19 protein-coding genes are annotated in these 17,378 nt (G+C 60.3%); 15 read left to right on the plus strand and 4 right to left on the minus strand.

Going from position 1 to position 17,378, the window contains the following annotated elements:
- Positions 1 to 5 precede the first annotated feature (5 nt).
- From rpe to purB, 4 genes are all read left to right on the plus strand, one after another.
- Positions 6 to 683, plus strand: coding sequence for a ribulose-phosphate 3-epimerase (rpe, locus tag J2X71_RS30595; protein ID WP_113321791.1), 678 nt, complete (start codon positions 6 to 8; stop codon positions 681 to 683).
- On the plus strand, positions 683 to 1,411 hold the full coding sequence (locus J2X71_RS30600; RefSeq protein ID WP_310388221.1) for a DUF2259 domain-containing protein: 729 nt from the start codon (positions 683 to 685) through the stop codon (positions 1,409 to 1,411). Before rpe ends, J2X71_RS30600 begins: the two co-directional genes overlap by 1 nt.
- Positions 1,412 to 1,413: 2 nt before the next feature.
- Entirely contained in the window at positions 1,414 to 1,899 is a 486-nt protein-coding gene (locus tag J2X71_RS30605) for a hypothetical protein (RefSeq protein ID WP_310388224.1), read from the plus strand.
- Between the two features lie 62 nt (positions 1,900 to 1,961).
- On the plus strand, positions 1,962 to 3,269 hold the full coding sequence (gene purB / locus J2X71_RS30610; protein WP_025668863.1) for an adenylosuccinate lyase: 1,308 nt from the start codon (positions 1,962 to 1,964) through the stop codon (positions 3,267 to 3,269).
- 45 nt (positions 3,270 to 3,314) lie between these two features.
- On the opposite strand, the gene J2X71_RS30615 is transcribed toward purB, so the two are convergent.
- Entirely contained in the window at positions 3,315 to 3,776 is a 462-nt protein-coding gene (locus J2X71_RS30615) for a low affinity iron permease family protein (RefSeq protein ID WP_113321803.1), read from the minus strand.
- A gap of 123 nt (positions 3,777 to 3,899) precedes the next feature.
- Positions 3,900 to 4,703 (minus strand): DUF2189 domain-containing protein, encoded by an 804-nt coding sequence (locus tag J2X71_RS30620; protein ID WP_310388226.1) that lies wholly within the window; start codon positions 4,701 to 4,703, stop codon positions 3,900 to 3,902.
- A gap of 161 nt (positions 4,704 to 4,864) precedes the next feature.
- On the opposite strand from J2X71_RS30620, the gene J2X71_RS30625 reads away from it, so the two are divergent.
- From J2X71_RS30625 to J2X71_RS30655, 7 genes are all read left to right on the plus strand, one after another.
- Positions 4,865 to 5,419, plus strand: a complete 555-nt coding sequence (locus tag J2X71_RS30625; protein WP_007826223.1) for an alpha/beta hydrolase — start codon at positions 4,865 to 4,867, stop codon at positions 5,417 to 5,419.
- A 60-nt stretch (positions 5,420 to 5,479) separates the two neighbouring features.
- The gene (locus tag J2X71_RS30630; protein WP_310388228.1) at positions 5,480 to 7,828 is read left to right on the plus strand and encodes an EAL domain-containing protein; all 2,349 of its coding nucleotides are present in this window, start codon (positions 5,480 to 5,482) and stop codon (positions 7,826 to 7,828) included.
- Between the two features lie 231 nt (positions 7,829 to 8,059).
- Positions 8,060 to 8,824, plus strand: coding sequence for a phosphoribosylaminoimidazolesuccinocarboxamide synthase (gene purC / locus J2X71_RS30635; protein WP_007826228.1), 765 nt, complete (start codon positions 8,060 to 8,062; stop codon positions 8,822 to 8,824).
- A gap of 15 nt (positions 8,825 to 8,839) precedes the next feature.
- On the plus strand, positions 8,840 to 9,082 hold the full coding sequence (gene purS, locus J2X71_RS30640) for a phosphoribosylformylglycinamidine synthase subunit PurS (RefSeq protein ID WP_007826230.1): 243 nt from the start codon (positions 8,840 to 8,842) through the stop codon (positions 9,080 to 9,082).
- Positions 9,083 to 9,126: 44 nt separating this feature from the next.
- Complete coding sequence (locus J2X71_RS30645) at positions 9,127 to 9,678, plus strand: RNA 2'-phosphotransferase (protein WP_310388233.1); 552 nt, start codon at positions 9,127 to 9,129, stop codon at positions 9,676 to 9,678.
- Positions 9,675 to 10,346, plus strand: coding sequence for a phosphoribosylformylglycinamidine synthase subunit PurQ (gene purQ, locus J2X71_RS30650; protein WP_310388235.1), 672 nt, complete (start codon positions 9,675 to 9,677; stop codon positions 10,344 to 10,346). The genes J2X71_RS30645 and purQ overlap by 4 nt, the downstream gene beginning before the upstream one ends.
- Before the next feature lie 23 nt (positions 10,347 to 10,369).
- On the plus strand, positions 10,370 to 10,774 hold the full coding sequence (locus tag J2X71_RS30655) for a hypothetical protein (RefSeq protein WP_113321798.1): 405 nt from the start codon (positions 10,370 to 10,372) through the stop codon (positions 10,772 to 10,774).
- 8 nt (positions 10,775 to 10,782) lie between these two features.
- On the opposite strand, the gene J2X71_RS30660 is transcribed toward J2X71_RS30655, so the two are convergent.
- Positions 10,783 to 11,037: a DUF1127 domain-containing protein gene (locus J2X71_RS30660; protein WP_310388237.1), complete on the minus strand. Its 255-nt coding sequence runs from the start codon at positions 11,035 to 11,037 to the stop codon at positions 10,783 to 10,785.
- 80 nt (positions 11,038 to 11,117) lie between these two features.
- Here J2X71_RS30660 and J2X71_RS30665 point away from each other — a divergent pair, with 80 nt between their 5' ends.
- From J2X71_RS30665 to J2X71_RS30680, 4 genes are all read left to right on the plus strand, one after another.
- Positions 11,118 to 12,536 carry a PLP-dependent aminotransferase family protein gene (locus J2X71_RS30665; RefSeq protein ID WP_113321800.1) on the plus strand — a complete coding sequence of 473 codons (1,419 nt, stop codon included), beginning with the start codon at positions 11,118 to 11,120 and terminating at the stop codon, positions 12,534 to 12,536.
- A 125-nt stretch (positions 12,537 to 12,661) separates the two neighbouring features.
- Positions 12,662 to 13,234 (plus strand): acyloxyacyl hydrolase, encoded by a 573-nt coding sequence (locus tag J2X71_RS30670; RefSeq protein ID WP_310388240.1) that lies wholly within the window; start codon positions 12,662 to 12,664, stop codon positions 13,232 to 13,234.
- A gap of 241 nt (positions 13,235 to 13,475) precedes the next feature.
- On the plus strand, positions 13,476 to 15,710 hold the full coding sequence (gene purL / locus J2X71_RS30675) for a phosphoribosylformylglycinamidine synthase subunit PurL (RefSeq protein ID WP_310388242.1): 2,235 nt from the start codon (positions 13,476 to 13,478) through the stop codon (positions 15,708 to 15,710).
- Between the two features lie 19 nt (positions 15,711 to 15,729).
- On the plus strand, positions 15,730 to 15,963 hold the full coding sequence (locus tag J2X71_RS30680; protein WP_007826248.1) for a BolA/IbaG family iron-sulfur metabolism protein: 234 nt from the start codon (positions 15,730 to 15,732) through the stop codon (positions 15,961 to 15,963).
- Positions 15,964 to 16,100: 137 nt separating this feature from the next.
- On the opposite strand, the gene J2X71_RS30685 is transcribed toward J2X71_RS30680, so the two are convergent.
- Complete coding sequence (locus J2X71_RS30685) at positions 16,101 to 17,246, minus strand: hypothetical protein (protein WP_310388246.1); 1,146 nt, start codon at positions 17,244 to 17,246, stop codon at positions 16,101 to 16,103.
- Between the last annotated feature and the right edge of the window lie 132 nt (positions 17,247 to 17,378).

Genomic DNA, 17,378 nt, shown 5'->3' on the forward strand with positions numbered 1-17,378 from the left:
AGATCATGACGACACTGCCCATCCGCATCGCCCCATCGATCCTGGCGGCAGATTTTGCAAAACTCGGCGAGGAAGTACGCAACGTCACTGCGGCCGGCGCCGACTGGATCCATCTCGACGTCATGGACGGCCATTTCGTGCCGAACATCTCCTTCGGCCCCGATGTCATCAAGTCGTTGCGCTCCTATACGGATGCGACCTTCGATTGCCATCTGATGATCTCGCCGGCCGATCCCTATCTGGAGGCTTTCGCAAAGGCCGGCTGTGATCGCATAACCGTGCATGCAGAGGCCGGACCGCACCTGCACCGCTCGCTGCAGACGATCCGCCATCTCGGCAAGAAGGTCGGCGTCACCCTCAATCCGGCAACGCCGCTTTCGGTGGTCGAGAACGTGCTTGACGATGTCGACCTCATTCTCATTATGTCCGTCAACCCCGGTTTCGGCGGCCAGAAATTCATTCCGGCAATGGCAGACAAGATCGCAGCGGCGAAGTCACTCATCGGTGATCGCCCGATCGAGCTTGAGGTGGACGGCGGTGTGACGGTCGATACCGCGCCTGCCGTGGCAAAGGCCGGCGGCAATGTGCTCGTCGCCGGATCGGCAATTTTCAAGGGCGGCTCGGTCGAGACCTATCGCCAGGCCATTACCGCCCTTCGCAACGCGGCTGAGGGAGCTCGCTGATGACGAAGCGCATGTTCATGGGCGGGTTTTTCGCCGTCTTGCTGACCGGCATGGCGGCCACGGCCTCTGCTGGCGATATCGCCAATATGCAGCCTGTTGGCTTCTCCGCCGACGGCAAGGTCTTTGCCTTCCAGGAATTCGGTATGAAGGATGGCAAGATCCCCTATTCGGAGACCTATTTCATCAATACCGAAACGGGTGCTGATCTCGAGGGCACGCCCTTTCATCTGGAATTGACCGACAAGGATGCCGATCTGTCCAAGGCACGCCGCCAGAATCTGACGGCAGCCCGCCAGCAGATGGACAAGTACAACCTTCTGACCAATCCCGGCCTGATCGCCGCCTTCAACCCGCCGACCGAACTCGGCTCGCCGATGAAGACGATCCGTTACACGACAATCGCAAGTGACGGCCCGCCGCGGGGCGCCTATTCGCTGCTGCTCGGCGACGCCGAAGTCGCCAAGCCGGAAAGCTGCAAGGACGTCAACCGCGTCATCGGCTTCACCCTGCAGCTCATCGAGAAGGACGGTGCGCCGAACCGCCAGCTAGTGCATGAGGACAAGTCGCTGCCGGCAGATCGCGGCTGTACTGTGGAATATCGCATGGGCGGCGCCCTCGTCTATCAGCCGGAATCGGGCAAGCCTGTCCATATCGCCCTCATCCTGGCGCTGAGCGCCTCTCCTGACGGCCGCAACGGCCGCTGGATCGCCGTTCCGGTTCACCCCTGAGAATGAACCGTCTGCGGGCGGCATGGCCGTCCTTATCAGAACTTTTCATCGGCGCCCCGCTCTGGGGCGTCCAGATGCTGATCTCCGCCATGGCGGGTCTCTATCTGCGCAATGGTATGGAGACGAGCCACGTGCTCGATCTCTCCATCCTCTATTTCGGCGGCGGGCTGCTCTCCTGGCCCTTTAACTTGCTTGCCGGGCGTTATCTTGCGCTCGGCCATCAGGCGGAGGCGCGTTTTGCCGCATTCTTCCTGGTGCTGACGATGGGCACGGTCCTGATGACGGCCTTTCTCTTCGCCATGGACTACCGGATTTTCTATTCCCGCTGGCATTCGCCGTTCGGCTCGGTCATCTGGATGTTCCAGTTTGTCTTTACCGGCGCCAGCGCCGTTTATCAGTTCCTTGTCCTTGGCCTGGGGCTGTTTTTGCCCCTCGGACTGGTCTGTCTTTTTGTCACTAGCCTGGCTCTTGCCAAACGCATGCGTTGAGATTGCCGGCCGTCTTTGCTACAGGGGCCGCAGCTACTGTCACGAAATGAAGGCGCTCGTCCATGATCCCTCGTTATTCCCGGCCCGATATGGTCGCCATCTGGTCTCCCGAAACCAAGTTCCGCATCTGGTTCGAGATCGAGGCCCATGCCTGCGACGCGCTGGCAGACCTCGGAGTGATCCCGAAGTCGGCAGCCGCCACCATCTGGGAAAAGGGCGGCAAGGCGACTTTCGACGTTGCCCGCATCGATGAGATCGAGGCCGTCACCAAACATGACGTCATCGCCTTCCTGACGCATCTTGCAGAAATCGTCGGCCCCGACGCCCGCTTCGTCCATCAGGGCATGACCTCCTCCGACGTGCTCGACACCACGTTCAACATCCAGCTCGTGCGCGCTGCCGATATCCTGCTCGCCGACATGGACCGTGTTCTGACAGCGCTGAAGACGCGCGCCTTCGAACACAAGGATACGATCCGCATCGGCCGCAGCCACGGCATCCATGCCGAGCCGACGACGATGGGCCTGACCTTCGCCCGCTTCTACGCCGAGATGAGCCGCAACCGCGCCCGCCTCGTTGCCGCCCGCGCTGAAATCGCGACGGGCGCCATCTCCGGCGCTGTCGGCACCTTCGCCAATATCGACCCTGTTGTCGAAGAGCATGTCTGCGCAGCACTCGGCCTCGTTCCGGAACCCGTTTCCACGCAGGTCATCCCGCGTGACCGCCATGCCATGTTCTTCGCCACCCTCGGTGTCATCGGCTCGTCGATCGAAAACGTCGCGATCGAAATACGCCACATGCAGCGCACCGAAGTGCTGGAGGCGGAAGAATTCTTCTCGCCGGGCCAGAAGGGCTCTTCGGCCATGCCGCACAAGCGCAACCCGGTCTTGACTGAAAACCTGACCGGCCTTGCGCGTCTCGTGCGTATGTCGGTCGTACCCGCGATGGAAAACGTGGCGCTCTGGCATGAGCGCGACATCAGCCATTCGAGCGTCGAGCGCGCCATCGGCCCGGATACCACTGTTACCCTCGATTTCGCGCTGAACCGTCTCGCCGGCGTCATCGAAAAGCTCGTGGTCTATCCCGAGAACATGATGAAGAACCTCGACAAGTTCCGCGGCCTAGTCCATTCGCAGCGCGTTCTCCTGGCGCTGACGCAGGCCGGCACCTCCCGCGAGGATGCCTATCGCCTCGTGCAGCGCAACGCCATGAAGGTCTGGGAACAGGGCAAGGATTTCCTCGAAGAACTGCTGGCCGATGCCGAGGTGCGCGCTGCACTCTCCGAGGCGGATCTCCGCGAGAAATTCGATCTCGGTTATCACACCAAGCATGTCGACACGATCTTCCGCCGCGTCTTCGGCGAAGCTTGATCGGCACAAGACAGGTCATGAGACGGCGCCCGTGAGGCGCCGTTTTCATTTTCGCTTCCGGGACGTAGTCGCCGGCGCAGCGCGCTTCTTTTTCTCCGGCTTGCCGATCGATGTATCGCCCGGCTCATCCGATATCTCACAAACCTCTGTCTCACCCCGGCCCTTAGCCGCCTTGGCCACCAGCAAGTCGAGGTGCTTGAGGTCTTCTTCGTCGAGATTTTCGATGCCGATGAAGCGGTTCTCGGCATGGCTCGTCAGGATGATTTCGTTGAGCTTTGCCTGGATGGCCCGCGTATCGCGTGTCTGCGCATTCTGCAGCACGAAGACCATCAGGAAGGTGATGATCGTCGTACCGGTGTTGATCACCAGCTGCCAGGTTTCCGAGTAGTCGAAGACGGGGCCGAGAGCAGCCCAGATAATGACGGCGATAAGCGCCAGAATGAAGGTCACCGGCTTGCCCGCCCACTCCGATATCTTGGTTGCGAAGTGGGCAAACACATGGCGTATGGTCACCTTGAAATCCTCCTTCGAAGTCGGCACAAGACAAACTCCAAGCAAGGTTCCGAGGTTCCGGGCTCTGTTGAAATTCCGAGGCATCGCGCAAATTCGCGACACCCCGGGATGTTGCCGTTACATGGCTTCGCGGGCGATCAGCTTCCGGTAAAGATGCCAGGTCGCATGGCCGAGGATTGGGATGACGAGTGCGAGGCCGACAAAGAGCGGGATTGTGCCGATGACGAGCGACGCGGCAACGATCAGGCCCCAGAGCAATACCGGTATCGGATTGACGAAGGTTGCCCGGATCGAGGCGACCATCGCGGCCACCGCCCCGCAGTCCCTGTCGAGCAGCATCGGGAAGGTCACGACGGTGATCGCCAGTACGACGAACGCAAAGCCGAGGCCGACTAGATTACCCCACAGGATGAGCTGCATGCCTTCCGGCGTACCGAACACTTGCTGCAGGAAGAGCGACATGGAGCGCGGGAAGACCTCGCCAAGAAGGCCTGTATAGATGGTTTGCGCCGTGACCAGCCAGACGGTGAAGATCCCGAACAGCAGGAGGCCGACGGCGATGATCGACGGCAAAGCCGGCGAATGGCGGACATCGAGTGCATGTTTCCAAGAGGAATCGAGTCCGGCCTCGCGCCGGCGGCTGATTTCGTAGAGGCCGATCGCGGCTATCGGGCCGATCAGCACAAAGCCCGACATCAGCGGAAAGATCATCGGTGCGAGATTGGCGCCCGAGCTCAGCATCGTCAGGAAGATACCGGCGATCGGATACATGAGACACAGGAAAACGTAATGCGAAGGCTTCTCGCGGAAATCCTCGAAACCCAGCCTGAGCGCGTCGAAGACGTCGGCTACGCTGATCCTGTTGACCACGGGCCGTGCGAAGCTCTCGCCAGCACCCGTCATGACATGAAATGTCGTCATGGCTTTCTCCTCCTCAGCCAAGATGAACCGGAGGCGAATGTGTCGGCAACAAGGGGCCGACACGAGAACGCAACCGGCATAAAGCCACGTTAGCAAATTTTTTGAGCTAAGTCGCTCTTTCCCTTGACATCGCGGTTAAGCTTTCTCACATCGGCGGCACCATGAAAGCTTCAGACGCAGATATCCTCATCATTCCCGGCTATACCAATTCCGGCCCCGACCATTGGCAGAGCCGCTGGGAAGCAAAACTCAGCACCGCGCGCCGAGTCGAGCAGGCGGAATGGTCCAAGCCCGTGCGCGAGGACTGGACCGCGCGCATCGCCGAAGCGGTGAATGCCTCAACACGCCCCGTGGTGCTCATCGCTCATTCCCTCGGGGTGCCATCGGTGATCCACGCAATTCCGCTGTTTCAAAAGCGCGTAGCCGGCGCCTTCTTCGTCGCGCCGCCCGATGTTGCCAATCCGGATATCCGCCCGAAGCATCTCATGACCTTCGGCCCCTACCCGCGCGATCCGCTGCCTTTCCCCTCGATTACGGTCGCCAGCCGCAACGATCCCTTCGGCACCTATGAGCATGCTGATGACATCGCCAACAGCTGGGGTTCTTTCCTTGTGGATGCGGGCGAGTCCGGTCACATTAACTCGGAATCCGGCCACGGCCCCTGGCCGGAAGGCACGATGGTCTTTGCCCAGTTTCTCAGCCGCTTGCCCGGCTGAGAAAGCCAAAAAATCCGGCATTTCCAGTGAATTAAGCGATCGCTTTCTAAGCATTTCTTAATGGAAAGACCGCAGACTGCGCTGACGCCAGAAAAGCGAGAGCGCCCCGTGAAGCAAACCCACCCGCCAAAAGCCGCCAATGTCAGTTGCGACGAGCCGGCGGCCGATGGGTTCGCAAGCTACACCGACGATTCCGACATTGCGGAGCGCGAAAGCCGATGGAATTATGCGCTCGTTGGCTCCGGGCTCGGTGTCTGGGACCACAATTACCGCCTCGACAAGAAATATTACTCGCAGACCTGGAAGAGCATACGCGGCATGGCGCCGGATGAGGAGGCCGACGGCGACTACGAGGCCTGGCTGCAGCTCGTTCATCCCGATGATCGCGATTTCGTCATCAACGCCATCGAGCGCCAGAATGCTGGCGACCCCGACTATCATGTCTTCCAGTATCGAGAGCGCCACAAGGACGGCCACTGGGTTTGGATCGAATGCCGCGGCGCACCCGTCGAGTGGGATGAGAACGGCGCTGCTCAGCGCGTCGTCGGCACGGACACGGACATCACCGCGCGCAAGGAAACCGAGGAGATGCTCGCGCAGCTCTCCCGCCGCCTCGACCTCGCTTTGCAGATCAGCGATATCGGCGTTTTCGAAGCCGATATCGATCACGGGACCGTCGAATGGGACGACCGCCTTATTGCCATCTACGGACTGAAGGATGCCGATCGTTTCTCCGCAGCCAATGCCTGGCTCAGCACTGTTCATCCTGATGATCGCGATCGCGTCAACGAAACCGTCGAAAGCAACGTCAACAACGAGACCGGCTTTCATCAGGAATTTCGTATCATCAGAGGCGATGGCGCCGAGCGCATCATCCGTGCCCGCTCGGCCTTCTTCGTCGACGGCAATGGCTGCCGCAAGCTGATCGGCGCCAATTGGGACGTGACGGAGGAAGTGGCGCTGCGCAACGAGTTGCAGCGCGCCAAGGATCTTGCAGAAGCACGCAACCGCGAACTCGAAGCCGCCAAGGAAAGCATCGAGCATCTGGCGTTCCATGATTATCTGACCGGCCTGCCGAACCGTCGCTATCTCGACAAGATGCTGGAGGAACTCTCCGCCCATTGTCGCGAGGAAGGTCTGGCGCTTGCCATCCTTCATATCGATCTCGACCGCTTCAAGCAGATCAACGATACGCTCGGCCACCGCGCCGGCGATTATATGCTCAAACATGCTGCCCGGGTGCTGCGCGATTCCATTCGCGGCACCGATTTCGTCGCGCGCATCGGCGGCGATGAATTCGTCGTTCTCTGCATCGTCGACACTCCCTCGAAGAAGATTGCCACCGTCGCCGAGCGCATCATCCGCGAGCTGCGCAAACCCATCAAATACGAGGGGCATGATTGCCGCTTCGGCGCCAGCATCGGCATCGCCATCGATAGCGGCCCCAAGCTCGACGAAAAGCAGCTCCTGCTCAATGCTGATATCGCGCTCTACCGGGCCAAGGGCTCCGGCCGCAACCGCCACGAATTCTTCTCCAATGCTGCACGCCGTACGATCCTGACGGCCAAGCGCCTTGCCGATGAAATCCTGATCGGCCTGGAGCGCAACGAATTCGTGCCCTTCTATCAGCCGCAGTTCGATGCCCGCACGCTCGATATCGCCGGCATCGAGACGCTGGCCCGCTGGCAGCATCCGGAACACGGACTGCTGGCGCCGGATCGCTTCCTCGACATTGCCGAGGATCTCGACGTCGTCTCGACCATCGATGCGCTGATCCTCGAACAGGCGATCGCCGACCGGAAAGCCTGGATCCGCGAAGGCTTCACTATTCCCCGCATCTCCGTCAATGTCTCCGGCCGGAGACTCTCCGATCCGCAGCTTGGCAAGAAGCTGCGCTCGCTGAAGATCGAGCCCGGCACGGTCTCATTCGAACTGCTAGAATCGATCTCGCTTGACGATTGCGACGAGGCGGTCACCGCCAATCTCAAAAAGCTGAAGAAGCTCGGCATCGACATTGAGGTCGATGATTTCGGCACCGGTCATGCCTCGATCGTCAGCTTGCTGCGGCTGAGCCCGAAAACACTGAAGATCGATCGGGAGCTGATCAGGCACCTGCCGCAATCGGCCGAGCAGCGCAAGCTCGTGCGTTCCATCATCGAGATCGGCCGCTCGCTGAATATTCTCGTCACCGCAGAAGGTGTCGAGACCGCCGATCACGTCCGCATCCTGCAGGAGCTCGGCTGCGACATGCTGCAGGGCTATGCGCTCGCCCGGCCGATGTCCGGCCTACAGTTCCCGGCTTTCATCCGTGGCGAAAGCTGGCGGCAACCGGAGGGTGAGGCTCGCGCACTGCAGAAGGATCTCCGCCATTCCGTGGGCCGGCCCATCTCCAAAACAGCCTCCGGATAAAGACCTGTATAACCCCTCCGAGATTTTGCCTTCATTCCACCGTAAAGAAAAAGGCGGTAATCTTTCCTTGGCAAGATTTCGATTCTCATTGCGGTTTTCCCGCCCAAGGCCGGAAACCGGGGAAGGAGTGATAGGCGGATTGTGAAACTCTCTCTTTTCCTTTAAGGGGACGCCACGAGATCGATCCACGCGCGCTATCCCAAGAGCGCCAACAGCTAGAGAATAACCACAATGAACCGTCGCCGCCGTATCTACGAGGGCAAGGCAAAGATTCTGTATGAAGGGCCTGAACCGGGCACGCTGATCCAGTTCTTCAAGGACGATGCCACTGCTTTCAACAAGAAGAAACACGAAGTCATTGATGGCAAAGGCGTCCTCAACAACCGTATTTCTGAATATATCTTCAGCCATCTGAACAAGATTGGTATTCCCACCCACTTCATCCGCCGGCTCAACATGCGCGAGCAGCTGATCAAGGAAGTGGAGATGATCCCGCTTGAGATCGTCGTGCGCAACGTCGCCGCCGGCTCGCTCGCCAAGCGCCTCGGCATCGAGGAAGGCGTGGTCCTGCCGCGCTCGATCATCGAATTCTACTACAAGTCCGATGCGCTCGAAGATCCGATGGTCTCCGAAGAGCACATCACCGCCTTCGGCTGGGCCAATCCAGCTGAGCTCGACGACATCATGGCGCTTGCCATTCGCGTCAACGACTTCATGACCGGCCTCTTCCTCGGCGTCGGCATCCAGCTCGTCGATTTCAAGATCGAATGCGGCCGCCTTTTCGAAGGCGACATGATGCGCATCATCCTGGCTGACGAAATCTCGCCGGACAGCTGCCGCCTCTGGGATATCGAGACCCACAAGAAGATGGACAAGGACCTCTTCCGCCGCGATATGGGCGGTCTGCTGGAAGCCTATTCCGAAGTTGCGCGCCGTCTCGGTATCATCAATGAAAACGAGCCCGTGCGCGGCACTGGCCCCGTTCTGGTCAAGTAAAAGCAGGGAAAACAAGTGATCAAGGCTCGCGTCACTGTCACGCTGAAAAACGGCGTTCTCGATCCTCAGGGCAAGGCCATCGAAGGCGCGCTCGGCGCCCTCGGCTTCGGCGGCGTCGGTCATGTCCGCCAGGGCAAGGTCTTCGACCTGGAGCTCGAAGGCACCGACAAGGCCAAGGCCGAAGCCGACCTCAAGGCCATGTGCGAGAAACTCCTCGCAAACACGGTTATCGAGAACTACGCGATCGCGATCGACTGACGATCATAGGCCCGCCATGCGGCGGGCCTTCAGGATGAAGCGTCATGGAAGCAAAGCTGGAGACGGAAGTCTCGAAATTCATGAGCTATGTTTTGCGCCATGCGCCGGAAGCCGCAGGCCTGACGCTTGACGCCGAGGGCTGGGTATCCTTCGATGTATTCGAGAAGGCGGTGACGTCGAAATACGACGTCTCCCGCGCCGATATTATCGGGATCATTGAGAACAGTCCGAAGAAGCGCTTTGCACTCGTCGATAACAGAATTCGCGCCAACCACGGCCACAGCGTCGAAATCGATCTTGCGTTGAAGGCGGTCCAGCCGCCTGCAATTCTTTTTCACGGTACGTCACTCGTGAACTGGCCCCTGATCGAGCGCGAAGGCCTGAAGAAGATGGAACGGCGCCACGTCCATCTCTCGGCGGATGTCGATACGGCCAGGATCGTCGCAACACGCCGCAAGGGCGACACTATTATCCTGCGTGTAGACGCAGCACGCATGTTTTCAGAGGGTCATTCTTTCTTTGTCTCAGACAATGGAGTATGGCTCGCCGAAAGCGTTCCAGTTCAATATCTTTCGCCAAACGCGGGGACCTTATGAAATCAGCCGTCGTTCAACTTCCGGGCCTCAACCGCGATCGGGACATGATCGCCGCTCTCACCAAGATTTCCGGTCACCAGCCGGTGACGATCTGGCAGACGGAAACGGAAATCCCTGATGTCGACCTGATCGTCATTCCCGGCGGCTTCTCCTATGGCGATTACCTGCGCTGCGGAGCGATCGCTGCTCGCATGCCGGTCATGCAGGCGATCATCGAGAAGGCGAACAAAGGCGTGAAGGTGCTCGGCGTCTGCAACGGTTTCCAGATTCTGGTCGAGGCCGGCCTTCTGCCGGGCGCGCTGATGCGCAACGCCTCACTGAAATTCGTCTGCCGCGAGATCAAGCTCGAAGTCGTCAACGCCGAGACGGATTTCTCCCGCGCCTATGAAAAAGGCCAGATCATCCGCTGCCCGGTCGCCCATCACGACGGCAACTATTTTGCCGACACGGAAACGCTCGCTGCCATCGAAGGCAACGGCCAGGTCGTTTTCCGCTATGCCGAAGGCACCAATCCCAATGGTTCGGTCAACGACATTGCCGGCGTTATGAACGCCAAGGGCAATGTGCTCGGCATGATGCCGCATCCGGAAAATCTCATCGAAGCCGCTCATGGCGGTTCGGATGGCCGCGGCCTCTTCGCCTCGGCGCTCGACGTCATCGCCGCCTGAATTCTGGCCGAAGAGCAAGATAGATGCACCCTCGCCTTTTCGCAGCCATCGCTAACGCTGCTGCCTTTGCCGGCCTTGCCGCACTCGTTGCTGCCTGCCAGTCCTCGACGCCTGCAAAGGGACCGGACCGCAGTGCGTTGTCGACGATGGAGCGTGTGGCGCTCGGCGCCAATGGCTGCTGGTTCAAGTCGGGCGATGCGGCTTTTGCGGCCTACAAGCTCGCACCGGAACTCAATTCCTTCTCCGGTCGTCCGCGCATTCTCGTCGTGCACAAGGGCAGCCCTGAAAGCCGGCCGCTGCTCGTCGTGCAGGCCGAAGGCAATCCGGCCAAGATGCAGGCGTTCGGCCCCATGATGTCCGAGCCGGTCGCCGGCCGCATCGCTGCCGATGTCACCCGCTGGTCGGGCGGCAATCGCGCCTGCAGCTAAGCTTTGGCTTAATCCCAGAAAAACGATTTGCTGACTTCGCGTGCGGCATCGGACCGCGACAGGCCGATATCCTTGAGTTGATCCGCTGTCAGTCCGCGCAACGCCAGGCGTCCCTCCCGCTTCTGTTGCCACAGAAGGAAGACTGCCCACAGGCGGCCGAGCCGAGTCGTGGCCGGCGCCTGCCTCGGGAGGACAATTTCGTGCGGGCTATCGATAGAGACAATCGATACAATCTGGTTCTTCATTTGAGGTACAACGGACATCCTTGGCTCCTGTTGTTTCCGCTCTAGTGATTGTCACATAGTGTTGACAGCAAGAGGGTGACAATCTATTCATTGTCACCATGACAAATTGGCTCCCAGATCTCTCGCAGGGCTCCGGCCCAGTCTATATGCGGCTTGCGGACAATATCGAATCCGCCATTGCTTCCGGCGCTTTGCCGGCGGGAGCCAAGCTGCCGCCGCAGCGAAATCTCGCTTATGACATCGGGGTGACAATCGGAACAATCGGCCGCGCCTATGCGCTGGTTCATGAGCGTGGCCTCGTCGCCGGTGAAGTCGGCCGCGGCACCTATGTACTCGATCGTGCCGATACACCCCCGAGCGAACAGACGGATCCCCTTACCCTTTCGCTGAGCGGCACCCGCATTGCAGACGCCCCGGCAAACAAGCTCCGCTTCGACACGACCGCCGCCCCCGATCTTGGTCAGGGCAAGGTGATCGCCGGCATCATGGCCGAGATCGGCGAGCAGCATCTGGCGGAAATCTCCTCCTATTCACGCAGCTTCCCGCGGAACTGGTTCGAGGCAGGTCGTCTCTGGCTGGCGCGCAACGACTGGTCGCCGGAGGTCGAAAATGTCGTTCCGACGCTCGGCGCGCATGCGGCGGCAATTGCCGTCATCGCCGCCGTATCTGCACCCGGTGACAAGATCGTTTTCGAAAACCTCACCTATACCCAGGTCAGCCGCAGCGTCCGCCTGCTCGGGCGGCGCACGCTGACGGTCGAGTCGGATGAGAACGGCGTCATTCCCGAGGATTTCGAGCGGCTCTGCCAGCAGCAGCATCCGAAGCTGATCTTCCTGATGCCGACGGTCCACAATCCGACCCTTGCCATCATGCCCTATGAGCGGCGCGTCGCCATTGCGGATATCGCCAGACGGCATGGCGTGTGGATTATCGAGGACGATCTCTATGGCGGCATGGCGAATGACGCTACGCCGCTGCTTGCCGCAATCGCGCCCGATCGCACCTTCCTGGTCAACGGCCTGTCTAAATCGGTAGCGGCCGGCGTGCGTGGCGGCTGGGTTGCCTGCCCGCCGCATTTCGCTCAGCGCATCAAGGTGACGCACAAGATGGTCACGGGCGGCCTGCCCTTCATTCTGGCCGAAACCTGCGCGCGGCTCGTCCAGAGCGGCAAGGCGCACGAGATCCGCAATGCAAGTGTCGTGGAGCTATCGGCCCGCGTGGGCCTCGCCCGTGAGGTCATGCGGGGATTCGATTTCGAATCCCACCCGCATGCGCCCTTCCTGTGGCTGAAACTGCCGGAACCCTGGCTGTCCGGCACCTTCAAGAATGCCGCCTTCCGCGATGGCGTGCTTGTTGATGACGAGGACGAGTTCAAGGCCGCGCGCGGCGAGAAGGTCTATCACCGCGTGCGCATCGGCTTCTCCTCGCCGAAGGATAGAAACGAGCTTGTGTCGGGTCTTATGATATTGAAACGCCTATTGGAAAATGGCGGCTCCGCCTATGACGGAGAGATCTGAACTGTTGCAAATTGGTGTCAGGATTGTGGAAAAAGCCACGATCCGGACACGAGCGCTTTACCGTCGATACCTGCATGTTACCTCTTTCCCATTCCGCTGGTCGGGCGAGAATCAAGGGACAGCAGATGAAATCCGATTTCCGTTTAAGCCTGTCGAGTATCGCGTCGGTCGCAGTAATCGCCAGCAGCTTGGGAATGTCATCAGTGGCGCAAGCCGGAGACAAGATTTTCGACGAATTGCGCTTTGGCGCTTCCGCTTCCGTACAGGGCGGACATTCCCATGAAGATGGCGTTTTCCCCGAAATAACGGCCCTTTTCGATCCCTTCGGTTTTGAGCAGGCAACCGGCTGGAAGCAGCAGCTCATGCATCCGCGCGTCCATGTCGGCACCTCGATCGGCACGGCGGGTGAAGCCACGCAGTTCTTCGCCGGTTTCACCTGGACGGTCGACCTCAGCGACAAGATCTTCGCTGAAGCTGGCTTCGGCGGCGTCATCCACACTGGCGAGCTTCACAATGACGACGATCACCCCGACCTCGGCTGTCGTGTGCTGTTCCACGAATATCTCGGCGCCGGCTATCGCTTCAACAGCAACTGGAATGTCATAGCGCAACTCGCCCATTCCTCGAATGCCAATCTCTGCGACGGCCCGAACGACGGCATGACCCGCGCCGGACTGATGGTCGGCTACAAATTCTGACGAGCCTCGCCCGTTAAAGACAGCATTGTGAAGCTTTTGATGCCTGCCCTCTGTTGACGGCAGGCATTTTCCTATCGCGCGCAATTCCTACTTAAGCTAAAGACACGGCAAACGCGCTAGGGCATGTCCGTTGTTCTTCGAATCTCGGTCGTGCTCTATCTCTTTGTTTCACGCAATTCCGGACGCAAAACCGCTGCGCACTTTTGCTGGATTGCTCTAAGGCAGGGACTTTCGAGAGCTCATGACCATCCCAAACACTATCAAGATCACGCCGGAACTCATCGCCTCACACGGCCTCAAGCCGGATGAATACCAGCGCATTCTGGATCTGATCGGCCGCGAACCGAGCTTCACGGAGCTCGGCATCTTTTCGGCCATGTGGAACGAGCACTGCTCCTACAAATCCTCCAAGAAGTGGCTGCGCACCTTGCCGACCAAGGGACCGCGCGTCATCCAGGGACCTGGCGAAAATGCCGGTGTGGTCGATATCGATGACGGCGACTGCGTCGTCTTCAAGATGGAGAGCCACAACCATCCGTCCTATATCGAGCCCTATCAGGGTGCGGCGACCGGTGTCGGCGGCATCCTGCGCGATGTCTTCACCATGGGAGCGCGTCCGATCGCGGCAATGAACGCGCTGCGTTTCGGCGAGCCGGATCATCCGAAGACACGCCACCTCGTTGCCGGCGTCGTGGCAGGTGTGGGCGGCTACGGCAATTCCTTCGGCGTGCCGACGGTCGGCGGCGAAGTGGAGTTCGATGCCCGCTACAACGGCAACATCCTCGTCAATGCCTTTGCAGCCGGCCTTGCCAAGTCGAACGCCATCTTCCTCTCGGAAGCCAAGGGTGTCGGCCTGCCGGTCGTTTATCTCGGCGCCAAGACCGGCCGTGACGGCGTCGGCGGTGCAACCATGGCATCGGCAGAATTCGATGAATCGATCGAAGAGAAGCGTCCGACCGTTCAGGTCGGCGACCCCTTCACCGAAAAGTGCCTGCTCGAAGCCTGCCTCGAGCTGATGAAGACCGGCGCCGTCATCGCCATCCAGGATATGGGTGCAGCCGGCCTCACCTGCTCGGCCGTCGAAATGGGCGCCAAGGGCGACCTCGGTATCCTGCTCGAACTCGACAAGGTACCGGTGCGCGAAGAGCGCATGACCGCCTACGAGATGATGCTGTCGGAAAGCCAGGAGCGCATGCTCATGGTGCTGCAGCCGGAAAAGGAAGAGGAAGCCAAGGCGATCTTCGTCAAGTGGGGCCTCGATTTCGCGATCGTCGGCAAGACCACGGACGATCTTCGCTTCCGCGTCATGCATCAGGGTGAGGAAGTCGCCAACCTGCCGATCAAGGATCTCGGCGACCAGGCTCCGGAATACGACCGCCCCTGGCGCGAATCCGGCAAGCGTGCGCCCCTGCCCGCCAACCTCGTTGCAGCACCGGAAGATTACAACGAAGCGCTGCTGAAGCTCGTCGGCTCCGCCAACCAGTCCAGCCGACGCTGGGTCTACGAACAATATGACACGCTGATCCAGGGCAACTCCCTGCAGCTTCCGGGCGGCGACGCCGGTGTCGTGCGCGTCGAAGGCCATCCGCTGAAGGCGCTGGCCTTCTCCTCTGACGTCACCCCGCGTTATGTCGAGGCCAATCCCTTCGAGGGCGGCAAACAGGCGGTTGCCGAATGCTGGCGCAACATCACCGCGACCGGCGCCGAGCCGCTGGCGGCCACAGACAACCTGAACTTCGGCAATCCGGAAAAGCCCGAGATCATGGGCCAGTTCGTCGAGGCCGTGAAGGGCATCGGCGAAGCCTGCCGCGCACTGGACTTCCCGATCGTCTCCGGCAACGTCTCGCTCTATAACGAAACCAATGGTGTCGCGATCCTGCCGACGCCCACCATTGCCGGCGTCGGTCTGATGCCCGACTGGCGCAAGATGGCCCGAATCGGCAGCGCTGCCGAAGGCGACCGGGTTCTGCTGATCGGCACCGACGGCAGCCATCTCGGCCAGTCCGTCTATCTGCGCGATGTCGTCGGCAGCACCGAAGGCCCGGCACCCGAGGTCGATCTCTTCGCCGAACGCCGCAACGGCGATTTCGTCCGCTCGGTTATCCGTAACGGTCAGGCGACCGCCTGCCACGACATTTCCTCCGGCGGCCTCGTCCTGGCGCTCGCTGAAATGGCGATGGCGTCAGGCAAGGGTCTCAACGTCAGCCTCAGCGAAGGCAAGGGTGCGGCCCATGCCCAGCTCTTCGGCGAGGATCAGGCGCGCTACGTTCTGACCGTTCCGAAGGATGTTGCCGATTTCATCTGCGCCAACGCAGAAGGTTCAGGCATCCCCTTCCGCCGCCTCGGTACTATCAAGGGCGATGCCCTCGTCGTCGACGATCTGATTGCGCTGCCGATTCAGCAATTGCGCGATGCCCATGAATCGTGGTTCCCTGATTTCATGGACGGCCGCGGCGAGCTTGTCGCCGCGGAATGATGCGCAAGGAGTAACGATCATGGCCATGAAACCCGGCGATATCGAAGACATGATCAAGGCCGGGATTCCCGGTGCCAAGGTAACGATCCGCGATCTGGCAGGCGACGGCGATCACTACGCCGCCGAAGTCGTCGCGGAAGCCTTCCGCGGCAAGAGCCGCGTGCAGCAGCACCAGATGGTCTATGAGGCGCTGAAGGGCAATATGGGCGGCATCCTGCACGCTCTTGCCCTGCAGACCTCGGCACCGGATTGAAATGCTGGCTTCGGCCGACTGAAGATCTGAAACGAACAGGCCCGGCTGGAAGGCTTCTTCCGCCGGGTTTTTGTTTTGAAACGGAAGCGATGGCTCGAAAGTGATCGACGCCTCCTCACCTCTTCATTGCTGAGCTCTCAGGCCGGCAGCTTGTCCTGCTCGGGATAGGCAAAGACCGAGGCCGGCATCGGGCCTGCGGTCAGCAGCGTGAAATCGAAGGCGGATTTCTTGTCCGGCCCCAGCACATATTGGCGGTGCACGCGCAGCTGATCCTTGCGGATCTTCTTGTAATGTTCAGGCGTCAGCATCTGCCGCACGCGGATATGGATCATGCTCGCCTGCGGCGCATCCGGATGGCCGGAAACGCTGACGACAGGCACCTTGTAGAAGTTGATCGAGTCCGTCAGGCACTGCACATCGAGCCAGAAAATATGCAGGCAACGCGCAATCAGGCCGACGCGCGAGCGCAAGAGCGTGGCCGACGACATCAGCGCGCATTGCAAGATCGCGCAGCCGAGCGTCGCGAACACCACGCGCTTGCCCTTGAAAACGTCAGGCTCCCGCTCCAACAGAATCCCGACGACATGCGCCGCGACGCTGGAGCCCATACTGTGCGAGGAGATGACATATTCATCGGCCTCCTCGTTGAGTGCTGCGCGCATCGATGTCGCGCATTGTTCCAGCCAGCCGTTGAAAACAGGCCTGTCCATGCGTGCCAGCGCCACGGCCATTTCCCAGTCGGCAAAAAGATGCAGCGTGTGGAAGCGCTCCGAGAACGGCAGGAAACCGAAGGTGAAGAAGATGGCCGCCAGCGGCGCGCTCCAGCCGACGTGCCAGCCGGGAAGTCCCAGCCAGTAATGCAGCGTCAGGATCTGCAGCGTGATGACGATTGCGAGCGCCGTCAGCAGGAAGGGAAAGAGGAAGAACAGGCCAAAGCGCCAGGCATGGCGGAAGTAGCCGGCCATGCCGCCCTCGCGCACAACCTGCCAGAAGCTTGCAAAGCCCGCCGCGATCCGGCTTGCCGTATTGCCGGTGCGCAGCCGCTGCACCAGCTCGTTATGGTCGAAGACATGCACGCGCGTCTGTGTCTGCCAGTCATCGGCGCCGGTGCTGACATCGAAGGAAACATAGTGTCCTTCGTCCGCAGCACCCGTTGCGACACTATAGCCCCAGACGGATGCGCTTTGCCTTGCGGTACGTTCATACCGCGCCCGGTGCGCTGCGCCGTCAAGCGGTTCAAAGCCAGGGAAATGCAGTACAACCCGCTTATCGACGAGTTTCATAGTCTTTTTCTTCTTTCAGGCGGGTTGAGTGCGCCGTTACCAGGAGGACGGGTTCGCCTGAAAATACGGCGAAAAACCGGATAAAATCTTCGAGCCGTCTTGCTAAGCGAACTCTTCCGGAATTCAATAGGT

The organism is Rhizobium sp. 1399 (assembly GCF_031455475.1).
In the GTDB taxonomy this organism is placed as follows: domain Bacteria; phylum Pseudomonadota; class Alphaproteobacteria; order Rhizobiales; family Rhizobiaceae; genus Rhizobium.